The sequence below is a fragment of the Hymenobacter sp. ISL-91 genome (genome assembly GCF_018613725.1).
In the GTDB taxonomy this organism is placed as follows: Bacteria; Bacteroidota; Bacteroidia; order Cytophagales; family Hymenobacteraceae; genus Hymenobacter.
In genome coordinates, this window is record NZ_JAGGPS010000033.1 from 1 (window position 1) to 25,044 (window position 25,044).

The window sequence follows — 25,044 nt, forward strand, 5'->3', positions numbered from 1 at the left end:
CCACCACGAAGCGCACGTAGGCTGTGCAGCGCTGCTTGCCGTAATCGTAGCCTTTCTGGAGCTGCTGGGCCAGCGCAGGCCAGTCGGAGTAGTCCCAGATGCCGTAGGTGTTCACGCCCTCCATTTCCAGCATGTAGCGCTTGTCGTGCTGGGCCAGCGCATCGGCGATGTTGCGCCCGTTGTAGCGCCCGCCCACGAAGCTCAGGCAGTCCACGGCGTTGTTTCTGACCAGCACGTCGCTCAGCTCGCCGCCCGAGCCGCTGACCAGCGTCACGGGCAGCCCGCAGCGGCGGGCAATGGCGAAGGTCAGGCTCAGCGAGATAAAGCCGCCGTCGGTGGGCGTTTTGGCAATGACCGCGTTGCCGCACAACGCCTGCACCAGCACGGCGTGCAGCAGCACCGACATGGGGTAGTTCCAGGAGGCAATGTTGCTGACCAGGCCCAGCGGCGTGCGCTTGCCCAGCATGCCCTCTATGTTATCCACGTACCACTGCACGCCGTCAATGGCGCGGTCGATGTCGGTGAAGCCGAGCTTATAGGTTTTGCCGATTTCCCACATCAGCAGCTTGCCCACCAGCTCGACGTGGGGCAGCAGCTGGCTCAGGCAGTCCTGCACCCGGCGCTTGCGCTCGTCCAGGTCGGTGGCGGCCCAGGCGGCGGCTTCGGCCTTGGCCGCCTGCACGGCGCGCAAAGCGGTGGCCTCGTCGAGCATGGGCAACTGGCCGATTACGCTGCCATCAATGGGCGAAACGAAGTCGCGGGGCTGGCCCGGGGCCTGCCAGCGGCCTTCCATCAGGTTGAGAAAGCCGCGGCCGTCGGGCGTGAAGATTTCGGGCGCGGCGGCTTTGGTCTGGGCCAGCAGGTGGGCGAACTCGACCTGGGGAGAAACGATTTTCGGCATAACGAAGGAAGGAGGTACGATTTTAAGCAGCGCGGCGCACTGCTATTGGTAAGCAAGAACTTAACCGGGTGCGCTTCGGCCACTTCTGTCACGTCCGGCACAGGAGCCACGCGGCCAGCGCATCGTTTAGACCGTGGGCGGTGCTTGGGCCAGCAAGCTGGTCATCAACTCCGGGGAGCCCACATACAGGGGGCTGCGCTGGTGAAAATCGACGGGCACTAGGTCCAGCATGGGGCCCTGCCCGGTTTCGGCCCGGCCCCCGGCCTGCTCGATAAGCAAGGCCAGCGGGAAGTTCTCATAAAGCACGCGCAGCTTGCCCTGGGGGTTTTTGGCCGTGGGCGGGTACAGGTAGATGCCGCCCGTAAACAGGTTGCGGTGGTAATCGGCTACCAGCGAGCCCACGTAGCGCCCGCTCATGCGCTGCTGTTTGCAGCGGGTGAGAAAGGCGCGCACGTAGTCGGGGTAGTCGAACCAGTGCCCCTCGTTGCAGCTGAACACCGGACCGGTGGCCGGAATCCTGATGTTGGGGTGCGAGAGGAAGAATTCGCCCAACGAGTTTTCGTAGGTGAAGCCCACCACGCCGTGGCCGGTGGTATACACGAGCATGGTGCTGGTGCCGTACAGGATGTAGCCCGCCGCTATCTGGGCCCGCCCGCCCTGCAGAAAGTCGGCCCGCGTGGCCGGCCCGCCCACGGCCGACACGCGGCGGTAGATGCTGAAGATGGTGCCGATGCTCACGTTCACATCGATGTTGCTCGAACCGTCGAGCGGGTCCATGGCCACCACGTAGCGGCCCTTGGTGTTGCCGGTCTGGATGATGTCGTCCTCTTCCTCCGAGAGGATGGCGCAGGCCTCGCCCCCGTTGCGCAGGGCCCGGATGAAACGGATGTTGGCCTCCACATCGAGGCGCTGCTGCTGCTCGCCCTGCACGTTTTGCTGGCCCATGCGGCCCAGAATGCCCGTCAGGCCCGCCCGGTTCACGTCGCGGTGCACGATTTTGCCCGCCAGCGCCAGGTCGCGTAGCAGCTGGCTCAGCTCGCCGGTGGCGTAGGCAAACTCGGCCTGGGCGCGCATGATGTAGCGGTCCAGCGTTGTGCCCACGGGTTGGGCCAGCGTGTTTTCGGAGGTCAGATTCATGCGCGAAACGGGTTCAGAATGCCTGTCAGCTCTCGTGGGCCAACACCAATAGAGTCGGCTGGTGCCTTGGTATTACTCCTCAGCAAGCCGACCGGAGCAGGCCGCGAGCCTAGCCTTTGCTGTCGGGTTGCTTCTGGCTCTGCCAGAGCACCACCTGCCAGCCTTTTTTCGGGTCCTTGATCTGCACTACCACGTATTTGAGGTGGGCCAGGTTAGCCGAGCCGTCGGGCTTGTTGGGCAGCGTGATGGTAATGGTGCCGTTGACGACGGCGGTGCGGCCCTGGTTGTAGGCGCGCACGGTCAGGGCTTCCACGTCAATTTTGTCGTACTGGCTCTTACCGTCGCGGATGCTTTGCAGGTAGTCGGGCTTGCCGTTCTGCTTGCCGTTGGCGTGGGTGTAGATGAGGTCGTCGGCGAAGGCCTGTTCGAGGTAGGCAAAGTCCTTGCTCACCTGGGCGGCAAAGCGGCGGCGCTCCAGCGCTTCCACCTCGCGGGCCGCGGCCACGTCTTTTTTAGATTGAGCAAAGGCGAGGGCGGGCAGCCATAGCAGCAGCGCCAGCAGAAAACGAATCAGTTTCATAATTCAGAAAGAACAAGGGGTTAACGGCTGGCCGGCGCCTCATCGAGGTTCACTTTCTCCATGCGCGGGGCGAAGGCCTGCATCAGCACCCAGGCCAGCAGGTAGGCGCCGCCGCAAATCCAGAACATGAGGTAGTAGGCGTGGTCGAGCTGGCCGATGCTTTCGTAGTGCACAAACATGCGCTTCTGCACCAGGGCCGAGAGCAGGATGCCGCCCAGTCCGCCGGCCATGCCCCCGATGCCCGTCACCGAACCCACGGCCCGCTTCGGGAACATATCGGACACGGTGGTGAAGATGTTGGCGCTCCAGGCCTGGTGGGCCGCCGCGGCCAGGCCAATCACGAGCACGGCCAGCCACATGTTCACCTGCCCCAAACGCTGGGCAAACACAATCGGCAGCACGCAGAAGGCAATCAGCAGCATGCTCAGCTGGCGGGCCCGGAAAGGGGCCATGCCGCTCTTAATCAGCCGTAGCGGAATCCAGCCCCCGCCCACGCTGCCTACGCTCGAGAGCACGTACACCAGGGCCACCGGCAGGGCAATATCGGTGCCCGTCAGCCCGTATTGCTTGGTAAGAAAATCGGGCAGCCAGAACAGGTAGAACCACCAGATGGGGTCGGTCAGGAACTTGCCAAACACGAAGGCGTAGGTCTGCCGGTAGGTCAGCAGCTTAAACCACGACACCTTGGGCTGCACTTCCACGCCGGCCAGGGCCGGCTCATCGTCGGAGGTGATGTAGTCGAACTCGGCCTGGCTGAGGCGGGCCTGGCGGGCGGGCACTTCGTAGTAGATAAACCACAGAATCAGCCACACAAAGCCCAGCGCGCCGGTGATGATGAAGGCCCACTGCCAGCCCAGCGTTTCGGCAATGAGCGGCACGGTAAGCGGAGCCAGAATGGCGCCCACGTTCGAGCCCGAGTTGAAAATACCCGTGGCCAAAGCCCGCTCCTTCTGCGGAAACCACTCGGCCGTGGCCTTGATGGCGGCCGGGAAGTTACCGGCTTCCGTGACGCCCAGTGCCGCCCGCGCCACCGAAAAGCCCAGCGTGCTGCTTACCAGCGCGTGGCCGATGGCGGCCAGGCTCCACAGAAACGTAGCCAGTGCGTAGCCCAGCTTGGTGCCCAGCTTATCAACGATGCGGCCCGCCCCAAGCATGCCCAGCGAGTAGGCCACCTTGAAGGCAATTTCGATGTTGGCGTAGTCGCCCGCGTTCCAGCCGAAGATCTTCTCGAGGTAGGGCTTGAGCAGCGAAATAACGGCCCGGTCGAGGTAGTTGACGGTGGTGGCAAAGAAGATGAGCGCGCAAATCGTCCAGCGGTAGCGGCCCATGCCGGCAGACTGAATGCCGCCGGGCGGGGATATGGGAGAAGCGGTCGGGAGCATGAGCAGCGGGAATTCGGAGTGGGAAATAGCAGTAGCAGCGGCGGCAGGTTATGCCGGACGGGGTGGCCGGTCAGGCATGTTGGGGCGGCACGAAGGTCAGCAGTTGGGCCACAAGCTGGCGCAGGTGGGCGGGGTCGTCGTTTTTGAACAGCTGCGAGCCCAGGCCTACCACGTTCACGCCCGCCCCGAACCACTCGCGCAGGCTGGCCTGGGTGGGCTCCACGCCGCCGGTCACCATCAAGGGCACGGTGGGCATCGGCCCGCGCAGGCTTTTAATGAAGCCGGGCCCGAGCACGTTGCCGGGAAAAATCTTCACGACGGCCGCACCCAGTTGGGTGGCCTCGTACACTTCGCGCACCGTCATGGCGCCGGGCAGCCAGGGCGTTTGGTGGCGGGCGCAAGCCTCGGCCACCTCGGCCGTCAGGCAGGGTTGCACCACGAAGTCGGCGCCGGCGGCCAGAAACCGTTCGGCCTCGGCAGCGGTGTAAATCGTGCCGATGCCAAGCAGCATCTCCGGGCAGCTTTCGCGCACGAAGGCCATCAGTTGCTCGAACACGCCCAGGGCCTGGGGCCCGCGGTTGGTGAACTCGAACACGCGCAGGCCGCCCTCGTAGCAGGCCTGCACCACGCGCCGGGCGTAGGCGGCCTCGGCGTGGTAGAACACCGGCACCACCGGGTAGCGCAGCAGCGTGGTCAGAACGTGGTTGGCAGAGAAACGAGGCATGTTTTTTAGCTGTTAGCTGACAGCCATTAGCTGTTAGCTTTTTTGTGGATTGATGAGGTATAGTAAGTGTTGGGGGTAGAACGAAAAAGCTAACAGCTAACAGCCATCAGCTAATAGCTCAGAAAAAGCTACCGCAGCAGCCGGCCCGAGGTGTTGCCGGCCACAATGTGGTCGACTTCGGCGGCCGTCACGAGGTTGATGTCGCCGGCAATGGTGTGCTTGAGGGCCGAGGCGGCCGTAGCAAAAGTCAGCGCTTCGGGCAGCGCCAGACCCGTCAGCTGGCCGTAAATGAAGCCCGAGATAAACGAGTCGCCCCCACCAATGCGGTCGACGACGGGGTTGATGTCGAAAAAGTCGGTTTCGTGGTAGCGGCCCTCGGCGTAGGCGATGCCCTTGATGCGCTCATGCGAGGCGCTTTGCGTGTCGCGGCGGGTGGCAATGACCTGCCGGATATTGGGGAAGCGCGCCATCAGCTGCTCGCTCATTGATACGAAGCTGTTGTCGGCCCCGGGCTCGGGCCGGATGCCGAACAAGTCTTCCGCGTCGCCCTTGGTGCACACGACCAGGTCGCAGCCCGCTACCAGCGTCGGCATTACGTCCTGGGCGCGCTGGCCGTACTGCCACAGGTTGCGGCGGTAGTTCACGTCGGCCGACACGGTGAGGCCCCGGGCGCGGGCAGCGGCAATGGCCTCGCCGGTAGCCTGGGCCGCGGAGGCCGAAATGGCGGGCGTAATGCCGGTCCAGTGCAGCCACTGTGCGTTCTGCAGAATCTCATCCCAGGCAAACCACTCGGGTTGCAGGTGGGCAAAGGCCGAGCCGGCGCGGTCGTAGACGATGCGGCTGGCGCGCAGCGAGGCGCCCACTTCCAGAAAGTACAGGCCCAGCCGCTCGCCCCGGAACACGCAGTGCTGCATATCCACGCCGTGGCCGCGGAAGTGCTGCGCCGCCGCCTGGCCCACGGCGTTGTCGGGAAAGCAGCCCACGTGCGCGGCCGGCACGCCCAGGTGGGCCAGCCCGGCCGCCACGTTGGCGTCGCCCCCGCCGTAGGTCACGTCCAGCGAGCCGGCCTGCGCCAGCCGCTGGTGGAGCGGCGGCGAGAGGCGCATCATGATTTCACCAAACGTAACAACTTGTTTCATGGCGGGGAATTGGGGGCTGGTGGGTTTGGGATGAGAGGGTTCAGGCAGGCTAAAGAAACTGGTTACAAGAACGTGTCATGCTGAGCGCAGCGGAGTGAAGTCGAAGCATCTCTACTGCAATGGTAATCCTGCCGACTGCAACGAAGCGGTAGAGATGCTTCGGCTCCGCTCCGCTGCGCTCAGCATGACGCTGCTCTTATCAGCATGACACAAGTTTCTTCTCTACACCTCCGCCGCTGCTTCCTTCACGGCTACCTTTTCGAAGCCAAAATAGGCTTCGGCGTTGTGGTAGCAGATGTTCTGAACGATGCTGCCGAGCAGTTCCAGGTCTTCGGGCAGCTCGCCGTTTTCCACGTCGGTGCCCAGCAGGTTGCAGAGCACGCGGCGGAAATACTCGTGGCGCGGAAACGAGAGGAAGCTCCGCGAATCGGTGAGCATGCCCACGAAGCGGCTCAGCAGGCCCATGTTGCTCAGGGCATTGAGCTGCTTTTCCATACCGTCCTTCTGGTCGAGAAACCACCAGCCCGAGCCGAACTGCACCTTGCCGGCCACCGAGCCATCGTTGAAGTTGCCCACCATCGTGGCCACCAGCTCATTGTCGGCGGGGTTGAGGTTGTAGAGGATGGTTTTGGCCAGCTTGTCCTGCTCGTCGAGGCGGTTGAGGAAGCGCGACAGGGCGCGGCCCTGCGCAAAGTCGCCGATGGAGTCCCAGCCGGTGTCGGGGCCGAGCTGGCGCAGCATGCGGGCATTGTTGTTGCGCAGCGCCCCGAGGTGGTACTGCTGGGTCCAGCCCTTCTCCCAGTCCAACTCAGCCAGCAGCACCAGCAGACCCGATTTGAGCGTGATGACTTCCGCTTCCGTCAGCTCCTGGCCGCCGCGCACCTTCGCAAACAGCTCGCGCAGCTGGGCCGGGGTGTAGTCGGCGGCGTAAATCTGCTCCAGGCCGTGGTCGGAGAGGCGGCAGCCAAGGGCGGCGAAGTAGTCGTGGCGGTTGCGCAGGGCCGTTTCCAGGTCGGCGTAGGTACGGATATCGACGGCCGCCGCGGTGCCCAGCTTGTCGAGGTAGGCGTTGTAGGTGGTGGCATCCTCCACGGCCATGGCCTTGTCGGGCCGGAAGGTGGGCAGCACCTGCACCTCGAAGCTGCTGGCAGCCAGCGCGCGGTGGTATTCCAGCGAATCGATGGGGTCGTCGGTGGTGCAGAGCACCCGCACGTTCATCTTGCGCAGCAGGCGCTGCACCGAGTATTCGGGCGTGCGCAGCAGCGCGTTGCACTGGTCATATATGCGGCGGGCGCTGTCGGCGTTCAGCAGCTCCGTGATGCCGAAGTAGCGCTGCAACTCCAGGTGCGTCCAGTGGTAGAGCGGGTTGCGCACGGTCTGGGGCACGGTTGCGGCCCATTTCTCAAACTTCTCCCAGTCGGAGGCGTCGCCGGTGATGAAGCGCTCGGGCACGCCGTTGGTGCGCATGGCCCGCCACTTGTAATGGTCGCCGTAGAGCCAGACCTGGGTGATGTTGTCGAACTGCCGGTTTTGGGCAATTTGCTCGGGCAGCAGGTGGTTGTGGTAGTCGATGATGGGCATGGGTGCCGCGTACGCGTGGTAAAGCGTGCGGGCCGTAGCCGTCCGGAGCAGGAAATCCTCGTTGAGAAAGGGCTTCATAGGGAATTAGTAATTAAGAATTAGTAATTAAGAATTGATTGGTGCAAGCGCTGTTGCTGCTCTTTGGCGGCTGGCGCTTAGGTTCTTTCGTTTCTTAATTACAACGACACGCCCCGTTTCCAGGGAATGAAATCGGTCTGGTCGTGGCGCACGGCGGCCACTGTTTGCTCGCCGCTGGCCACTTGCACCACGTAGTCGAGCAGGCGGGCGCCGGCTTCTTCAATGGTTTCCTCGCCGTCGATGATGGTGCCGGTGTTCACGTCGATGATATCGGGCATGCGCCGGGCCAGGGCCGTGTTGGAGCTGACTTTGATGACCGGCGCAATGGGGTTGCCGGTAGGCGTGCCCAGGCCCGTCGTGAACAGCACCACCGTGGCCCCGGAGCCCACCTCGGCCGTCGTCGATTCCACGTCGTTGCCGGGCGTGCAGAGCAGATTCAGGCCGGGCCGCACAACGGGCTCGGGGTAATCGAGCACGGCCACCACCGGCGACGAGCCGCCCTTGCGGGCCGCCCCGGCCGATTTCATGGCGTCGGTAATCAGCCCGTCGCGGATGTTGCCCGGCGAGGGGTTCATGTCGAAGCCCGAGCCCACGGCCACGGCCGAGTCGCCGTAGGCTTTCATCAGGGTGCTAAACCGCTCGGCCGTGGCCGGGTCCACCGAGCGGTCCACGAGTTCCTGCTCCACGCCGCACAGCTCGGGGAATTCGGCCAGAATCACGCGCCCGCCCAAGCCCACCAGCAGGTCGGAGACGTGGCCTAAAGTGGGGTTGGCCGAGATGCCCGAAAAGCCATCGGAGCCGCCGCATTCCAGCCCCAGGCACAGCTGGCTGAGGGGGGCCGGCTGGCGGGTCTGCTCGTTGGCCAGCATCAGGCCGGCAAACGTCTGGCGCAGGGCCGCGCTGATGAGGGCTTCCTCGGTGCCCAGCTGCTGCTGCTCCAACAGGTAGAGCGGCTTGCCCAGGCCGTTGGGGGCGCGCAGGTCAATTTCGGCCTGCAGCATGCTGATCTGGGCATTCTGGCAGCCCAGACTCAGCACCGTGGCGCCGGCCACGTTGGGGTGGGTGATGTAGCCGGCCAGCAGCCCGCACAGCGTCTGGGCATCCTGGCGGATGCCGCCGCAGCCGCCCTCGTGCTGCAAAAACCGGATGCCGTCGACGTTGGCAAACAGCCGGGGCGGCTGGTGGGCCTCGCCGGCCGGGTGCAGGTCGGCGGCCAGGATTTCCTCCACCGATTTGCCGGCCCGCAGCAGCGCAATCAGCTCCCGCGTCTGGGGCTGGTAGCTTTGGCGGCGGCCGTAGCCCAGCTCGCTCATCAGGGCCTCTTCGAGCACGGCAATGTTGCGGTTCTCGCAGAAAACCAGCGGAATCACGAGCCAGTAGTTGGCCGTACCCACGCGCCCATCGGGGCGGTGGTAGCCCTGAAACGTGCGGCCCTGCCGGGCGCTTACGTCGGGAGCCGCCCAGGCCGCCCGGGCCTGCGCGGGCGGCTGCTCGTCGTAGCTGTCGGTGGCGTGGTGGATGTTGGCCGTGGTGAGCAGCCCGCCCGCGCCGATGGCCGAGTTGGCCCGGCCCACCAGCACGCCGTACATGTGCACCGCGTCGCCGGGAGCCAGGGCCTGCAGCGCCAGCTTATGTTTGGCCGGAATCCGCTCGGTGGTGGTGACGGTGGTGCCGTTGGAGGTGACGGGCGTGCCGATGGGCAGCTCCTGCAGCGCAACCAGCACGTTATCGTCAGGGTGAATTCGGGCTACCAGGTGTTTCATGTTATGTTGAGCTGTTAGCTGTTAGCTGTTAGCGTGTATGGCTGATGGCGTGCGGGGTTGCCATAACAGGACGGAAAACGGATAAAAAACGGTCAGAGGCTAGCTGCTGCACCCTCCCGCTTCAGCAGCCGGGCCATGGTGGCGCGGGGCCCCGGTTCCAGCAGCTGTTCAAGGTAGCGGGTCACGCAATCGGCGAAGCCGGGCAGCGCCAGCAGGTCGTGGCCCCACAGGGCCTGGTTGTGCAGCACGGCACGCACCAGATCGGCCGGCGAGAGGCGCTGCCAGAGGTCGGCGAAGTAGCCGGCTTTCTCATCCTGAATGGGGTAAGATTCGCCGCTGGCCTCGCCAAGCCACTGGCCTTTTTCATCCTGCCGGGTACCCCGCATGAAAAGCAGGTAGGCGGCAAAGCCCAGGGCCAGGTAGTGGGGCACGGCCTGCAGCTGGCGGTAGTAGTGCAGCAGCGTGGGCACGTTGCGCATCTGCATTTTGGCCGTGTAGTTGAGCGTGATGGCCAGCCAGCGGTGCTCGATGGCGGGGTTGCGGAACCGGTCGAGCACCTGCATGCCAAAGCGCTGGCCCACCTTCTCGTTCACGGCGTACGGGATGCCGGGCAGCAGGTCGGCCAGCATCAGGTTGTGGATGAAGCCGGCCATATTGGCGTCGTCCATGGCCTCGCGCACCGTGCCGAACCCGGCCAGAAAGGCCAGGCCGCAGCTGAGCGTATGGGTGCCGTTGAGCAGGCGCAGCTTCAGCTCGCGAAACAGGTTGATGTCGGGCTGCACAATGACGCCCGCGTCGGCCGCCTCGAAGCTCAGCACCTGCTTCACCCGCTCGTCGCCCTCAATGGCCCAAAGCGTGTAGGTTTCGGAACTCGTCAGCAATTCGTCGTGGTAACCCAGACTAGCCTCCAGCGCCGACTGGGCGGCCGGGGCGGGGCGGCCGGGCACAATGCGGTCGACCAGCGAATTGCATACCTGGTTGGCCGTTTCGAGCCAGTCGATGAACTCGGCGTCGAGGCCGTTGCGGTGGGCCTGCTCCAGCAGAATGCCTTCGAGCTTGGTGCCGTTGTCGGGAATCAGCTCGGTGGGCACAATTACCAGGCCCTTGCTTTTGTCGCCCCCGAAAGCCCGGTAGCGGGCCAGCAGAAAGGCCAGCAGCTTGCCCGGAAACGACTCCGGCGGGCTCTGGCTGATATCGTCGGGCACCAGCTGAATGCCTACTTCGGTGGTGTTGGAAAGCACCACGGTCAGCGCGGGATTGGCGGCGCAGGCCAGCACCTCGGCCCACTGGCTGCGGGCCGACAGCACCCGGCTGATGGCCGCGCACACCACCTCTTCGGCCACGGCCCGGCCATCCTCAATACCCCGGATGCTGAGCGTGTAGAGGCTATCCTGGCGGCGGAAAGCGTCGATGTCGCCGCCGTCGGTGCTCTTGACCACCACGATGCGGCCGTTGAACAGGCCCTGGCGGTTGGCTTTGTCGATGAGGTAATCGGGCAGGCCGCGCAGCAGCACGCCGGTTCCGAATTGCAGCACCTTTTCGGGCAGCTCAAGCAAGGCCGGCGGCACCAGGGGGGCCGGGCCGGCGGTGGCAAATTGGGCGGATAAATCAGGCATAACGGAAGACTCGGTTAGTTGGGGCTGGCCACGGCGGAAGGGGCGGCGCTGTTCCATTTTTGGTGCCAGCGCGGGTAGTCTTTGGCGAGCAGCTTTTCGGGCCAGGTGCCCAGGTAGGCGTAGCCCGTGCGCCGCTCGTACTCGATGTCGGCCAGAGAAGTGTGGACTTGCGAATCGCGCCCCATGAAGACGGGCTGGTTGGTTTGCAGGTCGTAGAAGCGGGCCCAGACCACGGCGCCGGGCTGGGGCACCAGCACCCGGTCGTAGCCCTTGGGCAGCTTGGCGTCGGGCTGGTCCTGCACGGTGTAGCCGCTCAGCTTCACGTTATCAAGCCACTTCACGGCGGACTCGATGGCCTGCTTGATGGCCGGCGAGGGGTTTTCGGTGTCCATCAGAAAGCGCACAATGTTTACCGACTCCATGCCGCTGAGCGTGGCCGGCTCGAAGGCCCGGGCCTTGGCTGGCAGCAGCGTATTCTCGTCGTACTGGGCGCACCAGGCCGTGCGGGTGCCGCGCTGCACGTACTGGGTTTTCAGGATGCAGTCGAGGCCCCGGGCTACGGCCGCGGCGGCGGGGGCCACCAGGCCGGCATCTGCCAGGGCCAACTCCTTGGTTTTGCGGCTCACGTCGCGCAACACCTGCAGCGCCTCAATCATGGCGTTGTCGTTGTAGGTGATCTGGTGGCGGTAGTTGCTGCGGTCGGGGTAGTACTGCGGGAAGCCGCCGTTGGGGTACTGCATCTGCAGCAGGTAGCGGATGCCCTTTTCGGCGGCGGCGCGGTAGGCCGGGTTCTGGGTTTTGGCGAAGGCTTCCAGTAGGTATCGGATTTCGCGGGTGGTGGCGTGGTTGTCGATGGTGGCGTCGTTGCGGCCGGCGGCGGCGCGGGTGGCGGCCATGTCGGCCACGCTCATGGGCTGGTCGTATTTCACCTTCACGTTGCCCACCATCTTGGGCCAGCCGCCCACCTCGCGCTGGTAAACCAGCATGCGCTCGGCCACCGAGTCGACGGCGGGGGCAGCGGGGGCCGCAGCCGTGGTGGTTTCGGCGGCCACGCGCTGCTGCGGGGGCAGCCCGGCGTAGCGGTCGGGGCCCGGGGCGGCGGGCGGCAGGGCCACGGTAGCGGGCTTGCCCGACCGGGGGTACCAGCGGCCCCCGAAGGTCCAGTCGGCGTTTATCTGGCGGGCCTTGGGGCTGCCTTTGGCCGTGTGCAGGTTGTCGGCCAGCCAGGCGTAGTCGCCGCCTTCGCGGTGGCAATTCTGGTAATACACGCGGCGGCCCCACTGCTGGGCGCCGGGCCCCGAGTTGGCCCAGTAGATGTCGGCGTCGGCCATGTTCTGGTCGAAGCGGCAGTTGATCAGGTAGAACTGGGCCTCGCGGTGGAAGCGGCCGAGCTTGAAGCCGGGGTCGCCCACGAAGCGGCAGTTCTTGAGCACCGTTTTCTGGTCTTCGTCGCCCGAGCCGTCGTGCCAGATGGCGGCGTTGGGGTTGTGGCAGATGAACAGGCAGTTTTCGGCGTAGGCCCAGCCGCGGGGGCAGTACAAATCCACCCCGCCTTCCATGGTGCAATTCTTGAAGTAGTACAGGCCCGCGTCCACATCCCAGGGGCTCACCGTGTCGCCGCCCAGGGCCTGGAAGGTGCAGTTTTTCACCGTCAGGCGGGTGGTGCCGGGCATGGTGCGCAGCGCCATCTGGTGGCCGGTTTTGCCCACCCGCCGCTGGCCCGTGGGCTCGGTGGGGCAGGGCAGCAGCACGTCGGCGGCAGGCGCCTCGAAGCCGTAGGTGTTGGCCACCGTCAGCTTTTCCAGCGTCACGTCGGGCGAGTTGCGGATGTTGAGCGTGGCGGCGCCGAAGTCGTCGGGCCCGCCGGCCGGGTCGCAGCGCCAGGCGTCGCGGGCCTGGCTGTAGGTGAGTACCACGCCCTTTTCACTTTGTCCTTTCAGGCGCACGAGGCGCTTGCCATCCAGCAGCACCTTCTCGCGGTACGTGCCGTTTTTGATGTACACCGTGCGCAGCTTCGTGGCCTCGGCGGGCAGGCTGTTGAGGGCGGCCTGGATGGTCCGGAAATCGCCCGAACCATCCGCCGCTACTGTTACCTGCTGGGCCCGGGCCGATACGATTCCCATAGTCCCAACCCCCGGCAGCAGGCACAGAAAGAGCAGTAAGTATTTCATAAGCAGACGGGCGCCGAAGCGCTACAAAAAATCGGCCCGCACAGGGCTGAACGAATCGAGCAGCACGCCTGCCTGCTCGCACACCACGCCGTGCTCCACGTTGGCGGCGGCATGAAACCCCTCGCCGGCACTCAGCCGCAGCTCCTGCCCGCCCACTTGGCAGCGGAATACGCCGCTTTCCACGTAGGTTATCTGCACGTGCGGATGCTGGTGAGGAGCCCCCACGGCGCCCGCGGCGAAGCGCACGCGCACCAGCATCAGCTCGGGCCCGTAGGCCAGAATTTCGCGGCTGATGCCCTCGCCCACCGGCTCGGGCGTCGGCAGCGAATCGGGGGAGAAAAACGGGTTCATGCTAAAGGGGTCAGTGGATAAGCGCATGGGGCTGTGGCCAGGCCGAACCTGGCCAACTGCCTCAGCAGCGGCTAGTAGCCGAAGTTCTGCACCAGCGCGGGGTCGGAGCTGATGGTGCTTTGCGGAATGGGCAGCAGCTCCTTGCCGCGGCCGGGTACGTACTCGGCGGCCAGGCCCGCGCCGTTGCTGGTGGCGGTGGTTGAGCCGAGCGTGTAGGTGGTGCCGGCCGGCTTGGTATCGGCCACGTACTGGGCCGTGAGGGCCTGGCGCCAGTTCACGCGCACCGTGCCGGCCGGGGCCGTGTTGGGCGTGGGCGACGGGCGGTAGAACGAGCGGACCCACTGGATGCCGGCGGCCGAAGGCGTGCGGTAGTACATGTAGAGCGGCACGTTCTGGTAGGGCGCTTCGCCCTTGGCCATCTTCTCGATGTTGGCCTTCACCTCGGAAATCTTGGTGGCAAACAGGTTCCAGCGGATCAAATCGTACTTGCGAATGGCTTCGCTGCCGAACTCCAGGTACCGCTCGTTGGTGAGGGCTTTAAAGAAATCGGCCTTGCCACCCAGGCTGAAGCCGCCCTGCGCGAGCGTGCTGGTGGCCTTGGCGCGGCTGCCGCCAAAGGCGCGGGCGCGCACTTCCAGCAGCGCATCCTGGGCAGCGGCGGTGGGGCCGTTGAGCTCGTTCTCGGTTTCGGCAAACATCAGCAGCACATCGGCAAAGCGCAGAATGGGCCAGTTGTAATCGAGGTAGTTAACGGTGCCGGGCACGGGCGGAATGTGCCAGTTGCGGCGAAACTTGCCGTCGGTAACCGAATTGAGGTTTACGCCGGTCTGGAAGTTGGTCGAGGGGATGTTAAAGGTGGTGATGGTGATGTCGCGGCGCGTATCGGTCGAGTCGAAGGCGTAGAAGTAGGGCGGCGCGATGGTCACGGCGCCCTGTGTGGAGCCGTAGATGGGCGAGGCGTTCAGGCGCGGGCCGTTGTAGTAGCCCAGCTTGCTGCCCGACTGGTTGGTGGCCGTGGCCATGCCCACTTCAAACATGATTTCGTGGGCCGCCTCGGGGCGCAGCTCGTTGATGCTTTTAAAGGTTTCCTCGAAGCTGCTGTTGAGCGAATGTTCGGCGCGGTTGGCCAGCAAATCGGCGCACTCCTGGCGGGCCATGCGGTAGTAATCGAGGTAGTCGGGCGCGCGCTCCATCTGGCCGGTGGCCGAGTTGGGGTAGTAGCCGCCCCTAAACAGGGCAATGCGGGCCCGCAGGCCCTTCACGGCGCCCTTCGTGATTCGCTCGTTGGTGAGGCCGGCGCGGCTGCGCCAGGGCACCAGCTTCTCGGCTTCGAGCAAGTCGGCCAGCAGTCGGGTCAGGGTTTCGTTGCGGTCTACGTTGGGCAGGTTGAAATCCTGGCCCGACACCGAGGGCGTGTACTGCACTGGCACGTTGCCCCAGTTGCGCACCAGTTCGAACAGGTACTGGGCCCGCAGCGTGAGGGCCTCGCCGTGCAGCCGGTGCAGGGCGGCCGTATCGGCGGCCGAGCCGTTGGTATACAACGCCATGCGCGGAATCTGCTCGATGCAGATGTTACTGCGCTCCACGCCCTGGTAGAGCTGGTTCCAGGGGTTGGTGATTTCGGTGTTGTTGGGCAGGGCCGTGTAGCGGGCAATGCCGCGGCGGGCCCCGTCGTTGGGCCCCGCCGAGCCAATCAGCTCGTCCGAATCGTAGGGGTAGTACATGCTCACGCGGGTGCCGTAGGCCTGGTCGCCCGAGAGCGGGTCGTAGGCCCCGATAACGGCGGCCGTAGCGCCGGCCACCGTGCTGAACGTGTACTCGGTGGTGTTGAGGGCCGTGGCCTCCAGGTCGAGGAAATCCGAGCAGGAGCTCAGCATAATTCCGGCCGGGCCGGCCAGGGCGGCGGCCAGCAGGGCCGTGCGGCGAAAAGCGTGAAACGATTTCATACGGTGCAGTCTCGAAGTAGCGGGTGGGAGTTAGAGCGACAGGTTCAGGCCGAACAGGAAGGCCCGGCTGCGCGGGTAGGCCGCGTAATCAACGCCCGGCGTAAGCGGCGAACTACGGCGCGTGTTCACCTCGGGGTCGTAGCCCGAGTACTTGGTGAAGGTGTACAGGTTGCTGGCCGTCACGTAGAAGCGCAGGTTGTTCACCTTGGCCCGCTGGGTCAGCAACTTGGGCAGCGTGTAGCCCAGCGTCAGGTTGTTGATGCGCAGAAAAGAGCCGTCTTCCACGGCCCACGAGTGCAGGAAGTAGCTGCGGGTGGGCGTCCAGATGCTGGCGTTTTGGTTGACTTCGCGCAGCCGGTCGAGCGTAGTGATGGCGCTGCCGTCGGCCTCAATCAGGCGGTACCGGTCGCCCATTTCACCCAGCACGTTATTGAAGGCTGTGTTGGCCGTGTTGCTGGTGAACTCGATTTTGTTGGCATTATACACATCGTTGCCCAACACGAAATTGAGGAAGATGCTGGCGTCGAAGTTTTTGTAGGTGAACTGCTGGTTGAGGCCGCCCACGACCTTGGGGTTGGCGTTGCCGATAACCGTCTGGTCGTCGGCGTCAATATTGCCGTCGCCGTTCAAATCCTTGAGCTTGATGAGGCCCGGCCGGAAAGCCGCCTCGCCAATCACGCCCAGGTTGTTCACCACGTTGCGGTCGGGGTTGATGGTCCAGGTGCCCAGCCCGCCGCCCGCCGCCGGTGCCACGTAGCCCAGGAAGTCGTCGGCCGTCAGGTAGCCGTCGGTTACGTAGCCATACATCTGGCCCACCGGCTGGCCCACGCGGGCCACGTAGTCCTGGCCCAGCGCCGAGCCAGCCCAGCCCGAGGTGATGTTGAGAATTTCCTGCTGGTCGCCGCCCAGGCTCTCGATGCGGCCGCGGTTGAAGGCCGCGTTGGCCGTGGCCGTCCAGGTGAAGTTTTCGGTCTGCACCACCGTGCCCGTCAGCTGCAGTTCCAGGCCGCGGTTGGAGGTTTCGCCCACGTTCTGCAGCTGCGAGGTGTAGCCCAGAAACGGCGGAATGGGCTTGTTGAGCAGCAAATCGTGGGTCGTGTTGTAGTACACGTCGGCCGTGAACTGCACCCGGTTCTGGAACAAGGCCAAATCGATGCCCAGGTTACGTGAGGTAGTCGATTCCCACTTCAGGTCGGGGTTGGGCAGCGTAGTGGCGGCCGAGCCCAGCACAATGGTGTTGTTGAGGGCGTAGGGCGCGTTGCCAGCCTGAAAGAACTGGTTGAACAGGAAGTCGCCGATGCGGTTGTTGCCGGCCTCGCCGTAGCTCAAACGCAGCTTCAAATCCGACACGGCCTCTACGCCCTGAAAGAAATCTTCCTTGGAAATGCGCCAAGCCACCGAGGCGCCGGGGAAGAAGCCCACCCGGTTGCCCTTGGCAAACTTCGACGAGCCATCGGCCCGGAACGTGCCGGTAAACAGGTACTTATCGTCGTAGGAGTAGGTAACGCGGCCAAAACCCGAGAGCAGCCGGTAGTTCTGCGGAATGCTGGTCTGGGGCAGCACCGGCTGGGCCGTCTGGCCGGGGGGCAGCACACCCTGGTTGATATTGGCCAGCGCCCGCTCGGCCGAAATATCGTCGGGCAGGAAGTTGGTCTGGATGTACTGCTGGCGGTTGATTTGCTGATACACCTCCTGGCCCACCAGTAGGCCCAGCGCGTGCACACCCTTTTTGTAGTTGTAATCGAGGACGTTGGAGTTGTTGAGCGTCTGCTGGGTGGTGGTAGTCAGGGTGGCAAACGGCTTGTTGGCGTAGCCGCCCGAAGCCTGCCGGATGGTGGGCGAGTACAGGCCGTTGAAGGTGCCGAGCGTGATGTTGGTCACGTCGAAGCCGGCTGTGGAACGAAACACCAGATCTTTGGTCAGGTTGAAGCCCAGCGTGGCCCCGATGTTGGCCGTGCGGCGGCCGTCGTTGCGGTACTCGTTGTCGAGGGTCACGACGGGGTTGATCAGCGTCGAGGTTTCAAAGAACTCGGGGTCGAACGTGTTCAGGTCGATGACGGTGCCATCGGGGCGGGGCACGCTCAGGGGCTGGTACTGCACGGCGTTGCGCAGGCGCGAAGTCACGTTCGAGCCGCTGCTGGAGGTGCCCGAGCCGTTGGTTTCCTGGTCGTTGTAGCGCACGTTGAAGCCCAGCCGTAGCCGGTCCGAAGCCTTGGTGTCGAAGCGGAAGTTGACCAGGTTGCGGGTGTAGTCGGAGCCGCGCTGGATACCGTCTTCGGTGTTGCGCGTCAGGCTCAGCGCGTAGGTTGTGCCCTTGGCGCCGCCCGCAATCGATACGTTGTGGGTCTGCTGGAACGCGTCGCGCCCGAACACTTTATCCTGCCAGTTGATAAACGGGGCCTGGCGGGCCCGCAGCAGCGTGTCGCTCTGAAAATTGGTGCTGCCGAACAGTGTTTTGAAGGTGGGCAGGCCGCCTGAGTTGTTGCCCACTACGCGGGCCCGCTCGTACTGGTAGTTCAGGTAGTCTTCGGGCTCCAGTACGTCGAGCGTTTTGGCGATGCGCCGAACGCCCGCGAAGCCGTTGTAGCTCACCACCGTACGGCCCTCAATGCCTTTTTTGGTGGTGATGATGATGACGCCGTTGGCCCCGCGCGCCCCGTAGATGGCCGTCGAGGAAGCGTCCTTGAGCACGTCGACCGAGGCAATATCCTGGGGCGCAATCACGCTCAGCGCGTTTTCAATCTGAATGCCATCGACGATGTAGAGCGGCGAGTTGTCCTGGGTAACCGAGCCACCGCCGCGCACCCGCACCTGCACGTTCAGGTTGCCGGGCGTGCCCTCGGCCGAAGTCAGCTGCACGCCGGCCAGGCGGCCGGTGAGGGCCTCGGCGGCCGAGTTGACCGGAATGTCCTTGATCTGCTGGGCACTCACCGACGATACGGCGCCCGTTACGTCGCGGCGCTGCACGGCCTGGTAGCCGATAACCACCACGTCGTCGAGCGTCTGCGAATCTTCCTTGAGCGCTACATTAAAGCTGGTTCTGGTGCCCACCGCTACTTCCTGGGGCAGAAAGCCGATGTAGCTGAAGCGCAGCGTGGCATTGGCCGGCACGTTCAGCTCGAAGCGGCCGTCGCCGTCGGTGCTGGCGCCAATGTTGGTGCCTTTTACAACCACCGTAACGCCGGGCAGGGCTTCTCCCTTCTCCGATTGAACAACGCCCTGCACGCGCTGCTGGGCCTGCTGCGCCCAGGCCGGCAGCGCCACCGCCGCCACGAGCGGAGTCAGCAACAGTAAATTTCTTTTCATGACGGGAAACAGTGAGAAGGTTGGAGTGGGAAGTTTAGGGTGCCGGTTCAGCGGGCTAGCGTAAGTCGGTAATGGCCACGGCGTCCATGTCGGTGTATTCCTGATTTTCGCCGCCCATGCCCCAGATAAAAGTGTAGCCGGCCGTGCCGCAGCCCGCATGCACCGACCACGGCGGCGAGAGAATGACCTGGCCCTCGGCTACCCACAGATGGCGGGTTTCCTGGGGCTGGCCCATTAGGTGCAATACCCGCTGGTTTTCGGGTAAATCGAAGTAGAGGTAGGCCTCCATGCGCCGGTCGTGGGTGTGGGCGGGCATGGTGTTCCACACGCTGCCCGGGTGCAGCTTGGTCAGGCCCATCACCAGCTGGCAGCTGGCCAGGCCCTCGTTGTAGATGTACTTGTAGATGGTGCGCTGGTTGGCGGTGGCCGTGTCGCCCATGGTTACCGGGGTGGCCTCAGCCTGGGTGCGGCGGGCGGTGGGGTGGCTGGCGTGGGCCGGCGTCGAGAGCAGGTAGTATTTGGCGGGCTGCGCGGCCTCGGCACTGGCAAACGTCACCTGCCGGGCGCCGCGGCCCACGTACAGGCAGTCCTGGTTGCCCAGCTCATAGGCCTGGCCGTCCACGGTCACGATGCCGGCCGCCCCGATGTTGAGGATGCCCAGCTCGCGGCGCTCCAGGAAGTAGTCGGCCTTCAGGTTCTCGGGGCAGGGCAGCTCCAGCGCGCCGGCCGTGGGCACGGCGCCCCCCACCACCATGCGGTCGTAGTGGGTGTACACGAGTTCCACGGCACCGGCCACAAACAGGTTTTCCAGCAGGAAATTCTCCCGCAATTCTGCCGTATTCGAAGCAGCCGTTTCGCGTGGTCCGATAGCGTATCGTTGAGTCATGGGTTGCGGTGATTCGGTGGATTAGTGAATGAGCGAGTAGACGGAACGAGTAGGTACTTGCGCACCCTTCATCGTCCCATCCAGCCGCCGTCGACGGTGAGAATGGTGCCGTGCACGTAGTCGGCGGCGGCGGAAGCCAGAAACACGGTCGGGCCTTTGAAGTCGTCGGGGGTGCCCCAGCGGCCAGCCGGAATGCGGGCCAGAATGCTCTGGCTTCGCTCGGCGTCCTGGCGCAGCGCCTCGGTGTTATCGGTGGCGATGTAGCCGGGGGCCAGGGCATTCACGTTCACGCCGCGGCCCGCCCACTCGTTAGCCAGCGCCTTCACCAGCGAGCCAATAGCACCTTTGCTGGCCGCGTAGCCCGGCACGTTGATGCCGCCCTGAAACGTGAGCAGTGAGGCCGTAAAGATGATTTTGCCGCTGCCCTGCTGTAGCATCTGGCTGCCAATGGCGCGGGCAATGCGGAAGGGCGCGTCGAGGTTGATGGCCAGCACATTGTCCCAGTCGGCGTCGGGGTGCTCGGCGGCCGGGGCGCGCCGGATGGTGCCGGCGTTGTTGATGAGAATGTCGATGCGCGGGAAATCCTGCTGCACCTTAGTCAGGAAGGCATCGACTGCGGGGCGCTGGCTGAAATCGGCCTGGTAGGCATGGAACTGCCGGCCCAGGGCGCGCACCTGCGCGCCCGTGTCACCGCCATCGGCCGCCATGCTGGCCGACACCCCAATGATGTCGGCGCCGGCCTCGGCCAGTGCCAGGGCCATGCCCTGCCCGATGCCCCGGTTGCAGCCGGTCACCAGCGCCGTCTTCCCCGATAAGTCAAACCAAGCGGCTACTGCCATGCGAAGTGCGTTGTAAATTTTTCAATGAACCCGGCCATTTAGTAAGACCGCGCCGGCTATCTGCCATGATTAAGGTTACAGCAACCCTTTTTTGCATGAAAGCAGATGGCCCGATAAATCTGTGCAAACGATGTCGGGAACGTTGCCATTCCTCGCTTAACGAGGCACGCCGAAGCCGGCGGCGGCGTTATCCGGCCGGATTCTCTAACTTCCGACCCCAACCGTAGCCAGCGGCGTTGCAACTGGTTTTTGCATTTTAGTAAGTAAGCACTTACCTGCCCTCCTTCGCACCTCCCTTTCTCAATTCTTCGCTGTGGAAACCTACACCATCAAAGACATTGCCCGCGAGCTGGGCGTTTCTACTTCCACGGTGTCGCGGGCGCTGCGGGGCAGCTACGAAATCAGCCCCGAAACCAAGCGGCTGGTGATGGAGTGCGCCGAGCGGCTCAACTACCGCCCCAACCCTATTGCCCTGAGTTTGAAGGGCAGCGCCAGCCGCGCCATCGGCGTAATTGTGCCCCAGATTGCCAACTACTTCTTTTCGCAGGCCATCAACGGCATCGAGGCCATTGCCTACAACCAGGGCTACCACGTTATTATTTTCCAGAGTCAGGAGTCGTACGAGCGCGAAATGGCCAACGTCGAGCAGGCTATGTCGCGCAAGGTCGACGGGCTGCTGCTCTCGCTGTCGAGCGAAACGGCCGACGTGGCCCACCTGCAGCGCGTGCTCGACCAGCAGGTGCCCATCGTGCTCTTCGACCGGGTTTCGACCGAGCTGAACGTGACCAAAGTGGTGGCCGACAACTTCGGCGGGGCCTTTGCCGCCACCGAGCACCTGCTGCAGGCCGGCCGCCGCCGCATTGCCCACCTCACCATTCAGCCCTGGCTCAGCATCACGCAGGAGCGGCTGGCCGGCTACCGCGCGGCGCTGGAAAAGCACGGCGTCGAGTTCGATGAAACGCTGGTGCGCTACGGCACTTTTGGCCCCGACGAGGTGGGCCCGATGGTGGATGAGCTGATGGGCTTTGACAGCCCGCCCGATGCTTTTTTTACCGCCTCCGACCGCCTGGCCGTGGGCTGCCTCAAGGCCCTGCGCCAGCGCCACCTGCACATTCCGGCCGACGTGTCACTCATCGGCTTCACCAACCTCAACGTGGCCGAATACCTCGACCCGGCCCTGAGCACCGTGGTGCAGCCGGCCACCCAAATCGGCCAGATAGCCGCCGAGCGTCTCATCGACCAGATTGAGCGCAAGCACCGCGCCCAGCCCCTCGAAACCGTCACCATCCCCACCGAGCTCATCGTGCGCGCCTCCAGCATGCCGGTGCTGGTGAAGTAAGGGGCCAAGCTCCTCGGCTTACCCGAACGTTTTCCGGGTGCAGAAACTTTATTTCGGACCGAACGGTTCTAAATCGTAACTTGCGCCCCTTACCCCCTCATTTAATGTCGCGTCCACAGGAATTTGATACCAGCGAAGCACTCTACCAGGCCTTGGGCGTGTTCTGGCGCAAGGGCTATGAGGCCACTTCCTTAACCGAGTTGCTGACGGCAACGGGATTGAGTAAGAGTAGCCTCTACGCGACCTTTGGGAGTAAGCGGGAGCTGTTTATGGCTGCGTTTGACACCTACCGGCAGGATCGGGCCCGCGCGGCGCACCATGTACTGGAACAGGGGCCCGTTCGCCCGGCCATCGACGCTTTTTTTCACCAGCTCTTCGCCAACGTGAATGACGCCGAACCGGCCTTTGGCTGCATGAGTATCAACCAGGCCGTCGAGTTGGCCCCGCACGATGCGGAGGTGCGGCAGCGCGTGGTGCAGGACCTGCAGTCGATGGAGAACCTCTTGACGCGCACCATCGAGCGGGGGCAGCAATCGGGCGCGCTGACCAGCCCGCGGCCGGCCCGGGACCTGGCAAAACTGCTGGTACTGGCTTTCCCGGGGCTGCAGGTTATGGCCCGGGCAGGTTATAGTACGCAGCAGCTCAACGATTCTTTGCAGCTGCTGCTTTCTCATTTAGACGGGTAATAATTTAGACGGGTAATAAGAATCTTCTCACATTTTTTTTGCTCAATTTTGGACCGATGAGTCCGTAATTACCGTTTAGCCAGGTAGCCCCGCCCTGGCATCCCGCTTCGGCTCAGTGGCTGGGTTAACAAATTAGCCGGACTTCGCCTTCAGTTGGTTGTCATCCGGCTCCCACCTCCCAATAACTTCACCTCACACATTCACCCTAACATAACCGCATAAAATGAGCAAAGCCCTGATTATTGTCGACGTTCAAAATGACTATTTTGAAAATGGTGCCATGGAGCTCGTGGGGCCCTTGCCAGCCAGCGAAAATGCCAAGCTGATACTGGCCAAATTCCGCGAAGAAAACCTGCCCATCGTTCATGTGCACCACCTGGGCGTATCGCCCGACGCGACGTTCTTCCTGCCCGGAACCGAAGGGGCCGAGATTCACGCGAACGTGAAACCAGCCGCCGGCGAAAAAACGGTGCAGAAATACTACCCCAACAGCTTCCGGGAAACAGACCTGCTGGAGCACCTGCAAGGGCTGGATATCAAAGAATTAGTGATTACGGGCATGATGACGCACATGTGCATCGATGCCACTACCCGCGCCGCCCGTGACCTGGGCTTTGAATGCACCGTCATCGGGGATGCCTGTGCCACCAGAGACCTGGAAGTAAATGGTGCGCAGGTGAAAGCCGCCGACGTGCAGACGGCATTTTTAGCCGCGCTATCCTCTTTCTACGCCAAGGTTCAGGACACGAAGGAGTACCTGGCGGCCTAAGCCATAATTCCCCACATGGGAATATTGGGCTGGGTTAACAGGTTGGTGCAAAAGACAAACGGGTCACCTGGGTGACCCGTTTGTCTTTGCGGGGGCCCTTATGCCCACTCATTGGCAGAACCTGCTCTACTGCGCGGGCTCCACCCGAAACCAGTCGACATCGGCAGTGCCGGCGTCGTTGGTAACGCCCGGACGCGTGCAGTACAGGCCCATTTTGGCCCCAATCCACTTGCCTTCGCGGGCCGCAAACTCGGCTCCGATGGGCTGGTATTGCTGGCCGTCGAGGCTGTAGCTGAACTGGCAGCGGGCACCCGCGCGTACTGCCACGCGCAGGTACAGGGGCTGAATGGCGGGCACGGCAACGGGTGCGGTTTCCGTTTCGGGGCCGAGCTTATCGGCGTTGCGGCACACGGCCTGGCGCAGCAGCAGCCGGCCGCCGGTGTTGGTCAGCGTCAGGCTGGCGTAGTCCAGGCCCATCATCACCAGGCCCACCTGCTCGCCCTCGAAACGCGGGGTAAAGGTGAGCCTGGCGGTTGCCTGAAATGTTTCGGCGGGCAGCTTTTGCAGCAGCAGATTAGGCAATTGCCAGAGGTTGCGGTAGCCGGCCGGTAGGGGCACCGAATACAGGCGTAGCTGGCCCGCGGCGCGGTTCAAAAACGCCCAGCCCAGCTGCGGGTTGGCCTGCCACTGCCATTGCAGCCCCAGGCTGCTGCCCTCAAACTCGTCGGAGGTGGCGGGCGTGGCGGGCGGTGGTGGGTTTTTCACGGCGGGCTTGGCATGCCTCAGCACGGGCTGGCCCACGCCGTCGCCGTCGGGGTCTTCGCCGATGATGGGCCAGTCGTTTTTCCACTGCATCGGTTGCAGATGTACCACCCGGCCGTAAGGCCCCTGGTCCTGGAAATGCAGAAACCAGTCCTGTTTGCCATCGGGCGTATCCACCCAGGCGCCCTGGTGCGGGCCGTTAACGGGCGTATTTCCCTGGCGCAGCACCACGCGGTCTTCATATGGTCCGAACACGTTTTTAGACCGCAATACCACTTGCCAGCCGGTGGCCACGCCCCCGCCGGGCGCAAAAATGTAGTAGTAGCCGCGGCGCTTGTAAAACTTGGGCCCTTCGATGGTCGGGTGCTGCGCATGGCCGTCGAACACCAGCACTTCGTCGCCCAGCAGGCGCAGGCCGTCGGGGCTCATGCGGCTCACGGCCAGTACGCTCTTAAAGCCCGCCCGCGAGCCCGCGAAGCCGTGCACCAGGTAAGCCTGGCCGTCGTCGTCCCAGAATGGGCAGGGGTCAATCCAGCCGCGGGCCTCCCGAATGCACACCGGCTCGCTCCAGGGGCCGGCCGGGTTTGTCGCCTTCGTCACGAACAAACCCAGGTCGGGGTCGGGGTAGTAGAGGTAGAACTCCCGGTTGTGGTAGCGCAGCGCCGGGGCCCACACGCCGTTGCCGTGCTGGGGCTGGTTGTAGCGGGCCAAAGGCAGCTGACGGCTGAAGGCGGCCCCGATAATCGACCAGTTCACCAGGTCGCGCGAGTGCAGAATCTGCAGGCCGGGCGCGGCGTTAAAGCTGGAGGAAGTCAGGTAGTAATCGGCCCCCACGCGCACCACGTCGGGGTCGGAGTAATCGGCGTAGAGCACCGGGTTTTTGTAGGTGCCGTTGCCCAGGTCGGGCACCCAAACCTGCGAGAGCGGGCCCTGGGCGCGGGTGGCCAGCGGCAGCAAAAAAGCCAGCAGAAACAGGCGAAACGTCATGCAAAGGCGGTTTGAGTAGTTGGCGGCCGTAGCGCGAACTTTGTAGTTCGCGTCCTTGCGCCGCGTGGCTGACGCTGATGGCGCGGGGCGCTGATGGCGTG

General features: G+C 64.1%; 19 protein-coding genes. 3 read left to right on the forward strand and 16 right to left on the reverse strand.

Features of this window, described 5'->3' with window-relative positions; all coding sequences use genetic code 11:
• The 15 genes from J7E24_RS13310 to kduD form a co-directional block, all read right to left on the reverse strand.
• On the reverse strand, positions 1-901 hold a 901-nt coding region (locus J7E24_RS13310; RefSeq protein ID WP_215138648.1), incomplete at its 3' end, for an aldehyde dehydrogenase family protein.
• A 126-nt stretch (positions 902-1,027) separates the two neighbouring features.
• Positions 1,028-2,038, reverse strand: coding sequence for a class 1 fructose-bisphosphatase (gene fbp / locus J7E24_RS13315; protein WP_215138649.1), 1,011 nt, complete (start codon positions 2,036-2,038; stop codon positions 1,028-1,030).
• A 109-nt stretch (positions 2,039-2,147) separates the two neighbouring features.
• Positions 2,148-2,618, reverse strand: coding sequence for a nuclear transport factor 2 family protein (locus J7E24_RS13320; protein WP_215138650.1), 471 nt, complete (start codon positions 2,616-2,618; stop codon positions 2,148-2,150).
• Between the two features lie 20 nt (positions 2,619-2,638).
• Complete coding sequence (locus J7E24_RS13325; protein ID WP_251047196.1) at positions 2,639-4,000, reverse strand: MFS transporter; 1,362 nt, start codon at positions 3,998-4,000, stop codon at positions 2,639-2,641.
• A gap of 70 nt (positions 4,001-4,070) precedes the next feature.
• Positions 4,071-4,724 carry a bifunctional 4-hydroxy-2-oxoglutarate aldolase/2-dehydro-3-deoxy-phosphogluconate aldolase gene (locus tag J7E24_RS13330; RefSeq protein WP_215138651.1) on the reverse strand — a complete coding sequence of 218 codons (654 nt, stop codon included), beginning with the start codon at positions 4,722-4,724 and terminating at the stop codon, positions 4,071-4,073.
• A 128-nt stretch (positions 4,725-4,852) separates the two neighbouring features.
• Entirely contained in the window at positions 4,853-5,863 is a 1,011-nt protein-coding gene (locus tag J7E24_RS13335; protein ID WP_215138652.1) for a sugar kinase, read from the reverse strand.
• 222 nt (positions 5,864-6,085) lie between these two features.
• Positions 6,086-7,522, reverse strand: a complete 1,437-nt coding sequence (gene uxaC / locus J7E24_RS13340; RefSeq protein WP_215138653.1) for a glucuronate isomerase — start codon at positions 7,520-7,522, stop codon at positions 6,086-6,088.
• A 98-nt stretch (positions 7,523-7,620) separates the two neighbouring features.
• Positions 7,621-9,285, reverse strand: a complete 1,665-nt coding sequence (locus J7E24_RS13345) for a UxaA family hydrolase (RefSeq protein ID WP_215138654.1) — start codon at positions 9,283-9,285, stop codon at positions 7,621-7,623.
• Positions 9,286-9,377: 92 nt separating this feature from the next.
• A complete protein-coding gene (locus J7E24_RS13350) occupies positions 9,378-10,901 on the reverse strand; it encodes a tagaturonate reductase (RefSeq protein WP_215138655.1) in 1,524 nt (507 codons plus the stop codon).
• Positions 10,902-10,915: 14 nt separating this feature from the next.
• Positions 10,916-13,072, reverse strand: a complete 2,157-nt coding sequence (gene pelA / locus J7E24_RS17650) for a pectate lyase (RefSeq protein ID WP_251047197.1) — start codon at positions 13,070-13,072, stop codon at positions 10,916-10,918.
• A gap of 21 nt (positions 13,073-13,093) precedes the next feature.
• On the reverse strand, positions 13,094-13,450 hold the full coding sequence (locus tag J7E24_RS13365) for a cupin domain-containing protein (protein ID WP_215138656.1): 357 nt from the start codon (positions 13,448-13,450) through the stop codon (positions 13,094-13,096).
• Between the two features lie 44 nt (positions 13,451-13,494).
• Positions 13,495-15,369 carry a RagB/SusD family nutrient uptake outer membrane protein gene (locus J7E24_RS13370; RefSeq protein WP_215138657.1) on the reverse strand — a complete coding sequence of 625 codons (1,875 nt, stop codon included), beginning with the start codon at positions 15,367-15,369 and terminating at the stop codon, positions 13,495-13,497.
• 30 nt (positions 15,370-15,399) lie between these two features.
• The gene (locus tag J7E24_RS13375; RefSeq protein WP_215138658.1) at positions 15,400-18,675 is read right to left on the reverse strand and encodes a SusC/RagA family TonB-linked outer membrane protein; all 3,276 of its coding nucleotides are present in this window, start codon (positions 18,673-18,675) and stop codon (positions 15,400-15,402) included.
• A 55-nt stretch (positions 18,676-18,730) separates the two neighbouring features.
• Positions 18,731-19,561 (reverse strand): 5-dehydro-4-deoxy-D-glucuronate isomerase, encoded by an 831-nt coding sequence (kduI, locus tag J7E24_RS13380; protein WP_215138659.1) that lies wholly within the window; start codon positions 19,559-19,561, stop codon positions 18,731-18,733.
• 68 nt (positions 19,562-19,629) lie between these two features.
• Positions 19,630-20,400, reverse strand: a complete 771-nt coding sequence (gene kduD, locus J7E24_RS13385; RefSeq protein ID WP_215138660.1) for a 2-dehydro-3-deoxy-D-gluconate 5-dehydrogenase KduD — start codon at positions 20,398-20,400, stop codon at positions 19,630-19,632.
• Positions 20,401-20,713: 313 nt separating this feature from the next.
• Here kduD and J7E24_RS13390 point away from each other — a divergent pair, with 313 nt between their 5' ends.
• From J7E24_RS13390 to J7E24_RS13400, 3 genes are all read left to right on the forward strand, one after another.
• Complete coding sequence (locus tag J7E24_RS13390; protein WP_215138661.1) at positions 20,714-21,739, forward strand: LacI family DNA-binding transcriptional regulator; 1,026 nt, start codon at positions 20,714-20,716, stop codon at positions 21,737-21,739.
• 104 nt (positions 21,740-21,843) lie between these two features.
• Positions 21,844-22,425 carry a TetR/AcrR family transcriptional regulator gene (locus J7E24_RS13395; protein ID WP_215138662.1) on the forward strand — a complete coding sequence of 194 codons (582 nt, stop codon included), beginning with the start codon at positions 21,844-21,846 and terminating at the stop codon, positions 22,423-22,425.
• Positions 22,426-22,648: 223 nt separating this feature from the next.
• Positions 22,649-23,194, forward strand: coding sequence for a cysteine hydrolase family protein (locus J7E24_RS13400; RefSeq protein ID WP_215138663.1), 546 nt, complete (start codon positions 22,649-22,651; stop codon positions 23,192-23,194).
• Between the two features lie 126 nt (positions 23,195-23,320).
• Here J7E24_RS13400 and J7E24_RS13405 read toward each other — a convergent pair whose 3' ends face one another.
• A complete protein-coding gene (locus J7E24_RS13405) occupies positions 23,321-24,943 on the reverse strand; it encodes a glycoside hydrolase 43 family protein (RefSeq protein ID WP_215138664.1) in 1,623 nt (540 codons plus the stop codon).
• Positions 24,944-25,044: the final 101 nt, after the last annotated feature.

Excerpts from the sequence above, each read along its gene's own strand:
- J7E24_RS13325 (WP_251047196.1), bottom strand. The coding sequence starts at position 4,000 with ATGCTCCCGACCGCTTCTCCCATATCCCCGCCCGGCGGCATTCAGTCT.
- J7E24_RS13345 (WP_215138654.1), bottom strand. The coding sequence starts at position 9,285 with ATGAAACACCTGGTAGCCCGAATTCACCCTGACGATAACGTGCTGGTT.
- pelA (WP_251047197.1), bottom strand. The coding sequence starts at position 13,072 with ATGAAATACTTACTGCTCTTTCTGTGCCTGCTGCCGGGGGTTGGGACT.
- J7E24_RS13405 (WP_215138664.1), bottom strand. The coding sequence starts at position 24,943 with ATGACGTTTCGCCTGTTTCTGCTGGCTTTTTTGCTGCCGCTGGCCACC.
- uxaC (WP_215138653.1), bottom strand. The coding sequence starts at position 7,522 with ATGAAGCCCTTTCTCAACGAGGATTTCCTGCTCCGGACGGCTACGGCC.
- fbp (WP_215138649.1), bottom strand. The coding sequence starts at position 2,038 with ATGAATCTGACCTCCGAAAACACGCTGGCCCAACCCGTGGGCACAACG.
- J7E24_RS13335 (WP_215138652.1), bottom strand. The coding sequence starts at position 5,863 with ATGAAACAAGTTGTTACGTTTGGTGAAATCATGATGCGCCTCTCGCCG.
- J7E24_RS13365 (WP_215138656.1), bottom strand. The coding sequence starts at position 13,450 with ATGCGCTTATCCACTGACCCCTTTAGCATGAACCCGTTTTTCTCCCCC.
- J7E24_RS13400 (WP_215138663.1), top strand. The coding sequence starts at position 22,649 with ATGAGCAAAGCCCTGATTATTGTCGACGTTCAAAATGACTATTTTGAA.
- J7E24_RS13375 (WP_215138658.1), bottom strand. The coding sequence starts at position 18,675 with ATGAAAAGAAATTTACTGTTGCTGACTCCGCTCGTGGCGGCGGTGGCG.
- J7E24_RS13330 (WP_215138651.1), bottom strand. The coding sequence starts at position 4,724 with ATGCCTCGTTTCTCTGCCAACCACGTTCTGACCACGCTGCTGCGCTAC.
- J7E24_RS13370 (WP_215138657.1), bottom strand. The coding sequence starts at position 15,369 with ATGAAATCGTTTCACGCTTTTCGCCGCACGGCCCTGCTGGCCGCCGCC.
- J7E24_RS13395 (WP_215138662.1), top strand. The coding sequence starts at position 21,844 with ATGTCGCGTCCACAGGAATTTGATACCAGCGAAGCACTCTACCAGGCC.
- kduI (WP_215138659.1), bottom strand. The coding sequence starts at position 19,561 with ATGACTCAACGATACGCTATCGGACCACGCGAAACGGCTGCTTCGAAT.
- J7E24_RS13320 (WP_215138650.1), bottom strand. The coding sequence starts at position 2,618 with ATGAAACTGATTCGTTTTCTGCTGGCGCTGCTGCTATGGCTGCCCGCC.
- J7E24_RS13350 (WP_215138655.1), bottom strand. The coding sequence starts at position 10,901 with ATGCCTGATTTATCCGCCCAATTTGCCACCGCCGGCCCGGCCCCCCTG.
- kduD (WP_215138660.1), bottom strand. The coding sequence starts at position 20,400 with ATGGCAGTAGCCGCTTGGTTTGACTTATCGGGGAAGACGGCGCTGGTG.